Origin of the sequence: Chitinophaga sp. (assembly GCF_035564935.1) — a bacterium.
In the GTDB taxonomy this organism is placed as follows: Bacteria; Bacteroidota; Bacteroidia; order Chitinophagales; family Chitinophagaceae; genus Chitinophaga.
The window spans coordinates 1-2,475 of the sequence record NZ_DATMTE010001110.1; the positions used below are offsets into that span (position 1 = coordinate 1).

Sequence of the window (2,475 nt, forward strand, 5' to 3'; positions counted from 1 at the left end):
ATCCTGAGTCAGACAAAATCCGCATCGCCGAAGGCGATCTTTTTAAACTCAATTACAGACAGATCGATCTATCTAATCATAAACATTCAAATCCTGCTAACATGGAAAAAAAATTCCCCCTCCCGCCATTTACAAGGGAAACCGCCCTGCAGAAAGTGCAGATGGCAGAAGACGCCTGGAACAGCCGTGATCCGCAAAAGGTTTCACTGGTGTATACACCCGATACAGTATGGCGCAACCGCGACCAGTTTATTAATGGCCGCGAAGAAGTAGTGGCCTTTCTGACAAAGAAATGGCAGAAGGAACTGGACTATCGCCTCAAAAAAGAACTTTGGAGCTTTACAGACAACCACATTGCCGTATGTTTTGAATATGAATGGCATGATCATGCCGGCAACTGGTTTCGCTCCTACGGTAATGAGCTGTGGGAGTTTAACGCTGACGGGTTGATGCAACGCCGGCTGGCATCTATCAATGATGTACCTATTAAAAGCAGCGAAAGGAATTTCCGGGAACCGGAAGATCTGGTACTAGCCTGCTAAATGATGATGGTGATTACCCCGGGAATCACCATCATCTGTTCATAGTGTGAATTTTGTAACTTTGCAGGATGAATAAAACAGAATCACTCCGGGAATTTTACGAACATAAGTTCCAGGCTGTACCTGATAAGTTGCAGCAGGATATCGGGCATTTTAATGTATTCCGGCTGGAAGACTGTGTAGTAGATGGCCGCTCTACGGTTAGCTATAGTCGCCGCGACTTCTACAAAATAAGCCTGCTGAGGGGTTCCACCATCTTCCATTACGCTGATAAAACTACGGAAGTAAAAGGCAGTGCGCTTGTCTTTTTTAACCCGCAGATACCATACGGCTGGGAACCGCTATCAGCCGATAACAGCGGCTATTTCTGCATTTTCAGGGAATCCTTTTTTACCGGGACTACCCGCGGTAACCTGCACGACCTGCCCATGCTGATGCCCGGCGGCATTCCCTCCTACCTGCTCACAAAAGAACAGGACAAAGAGGTATCGCAGCTCTTTAAAAAGATGCTGGCCGAAATCAATACCGACTATGTGTATAAATACGACCTGCTGCGCAGCTATCTCACAGAGATCATTCATTATGCCTTAAAAATGCAGCCCTCTGAAACCCTGTACCAGCATGCAGATGCGAAGTCGCGTATTACAGCGGTATTCACGGATCTGCTGGAGCGGCAATTTCCCATTGAATCGCCGTCGCAGCGTTTTGTAATGCGCTCCGCCAACGACTTTGCAAAGCAACTCTCTGTTCATGTGAACCACCTGAACCGGGCCATCCGTGACACTACCGGGAAAACCACCACCGCACACATTGCGGAACGGATCACCGCTGAAGCAAAGGCACTGTTAAAGCATACCAGCTGGAATGTAGCGGAGATCAGCTATGCCCTCGGATTTGAAGAACCTGCTCATTTCAGCAACTTCTTTAAAAAACAAACCAGCATCACCCCCGGTGCTTTCCGCATTGTTTGAATTTTGCAATTATTGGTTTGATGAATGTAACAGCCGGCAGCAATCCCTGGTCTACTTTTGTGAGAACAAAAAACACAAGATCATGGACAACAAAAAAGTATGGTTTGTAACCGGCGCCTCTAAAGGATTAGGCCGTTCTCTCGTAAAACAGTTATTAAGTAAAGGATATAAAGTAGCCGCTACTTCCCGCAGTATCGACGACCTCCGCAAAGTGGCAACAAGCGATGATTTCCTCCCGCTTGCCATGGATCTGAAAACAGAAAGCAGTGTACAGGCGGCGGTAAAAGAAACCATCAGCCGTTTCGGACGCATAGATGTACTGGTGAACAACGCTGGCTACGGACAGGTAGGTAGTATCGAAGAGTTATCGGATGCTGAATCACGTAGTAACTTTGATGTGAACGTATTTGGCCTGCTCAATGTAACGCGCAGCGTATTGCCGCATATGAGAGCGCAACAAGGCGGGCATATCCTCAATGTCTCCTCCATTGCCGGCTTTAGCGGTTATTTCCCCGGCTTCGGTATCTACTGCGCCACCAAATTTGCGGTAGACGGTTTATCAGAATCATTGGCGGCCGAAGTAAAACCATTCGGTATTTCGGTGACCATTGTATCTCCCGGTTATTTCAGAACCGAGTTCCTTACTTCCGGCTCCCTCGGTTTGCCAGCCAACCAACTGAATGCTTACGAATCTGTTCGTGCAGCCCAGCAGGCACACCAGCATGAAATTAACGGCAACCAACCGGGTGATCCTGAAAAAGCGGTGGCGGCCATCATCGACATTGCAACTCAGGAAAATGCACCGCTTCACCTCTTCCTCGGCGAAGACGCCTACAACCTCGCCTACCAGAAAATAGCGGCCATAGAAGCCGACCTGGAGCAATGGAAAGAAGTAACAGTAGGCACTGCTATAGTGTAGCGGTACATCGCCTTCGGCGATTTAAATTGTCTTGGAGCAGGAT

3 protein-coding genes are annotated in these 2,475 nt (G+C 48.1%); all 3 read left to right on the plus strand.

Translation table 11 applies throughout. The features are described 5' to 3' along the window. The first annotated feature begins 101 nt into the window (after positions 1-101). The 3 genes from VN105_RS28685 (at position 102) to VN105_RS28695 (ending at position 2,432) form a co-directional block, all read left to right on the plus strand. Positions 102-542 carry a nuclear transport factor 2 family protein gene (locus VN105_RS28685; RefSeq protein WP_325646744.1) on the plus strand — a complete coding sequence of 147 codons (441 nt, stop codon included), beginning with the start codon at positions 102-104 and terminating at the stop codon, positions 540-542. A gap of 68 nt (positions 543-610) precedes the next feature. Next, positions 611-1,513, plus strand: a complete 903-nt coding sequence (locus tag VN105_RS28690) for an AraC family transcriptional regulator (protein ID WP_325646746.1) — start codon at positions 611-613, stop codon at positions 1,511-1,513. An 82-nt stretch (positions 1,514-1,595) separates the two neighbouring features. Continuing rightward, positions 1,596-2,432, plus strand: coding sequence for an oxidoreductase (locus tag VN105_RS28695; RefSeq protein ID WP_325646748.1), 837 nt, complete (start codon positions 1,596-1,598; stop codon positions 2,430-2,432). Positions 2,433-2,475 lie beyond the last annotated feature (43 nt).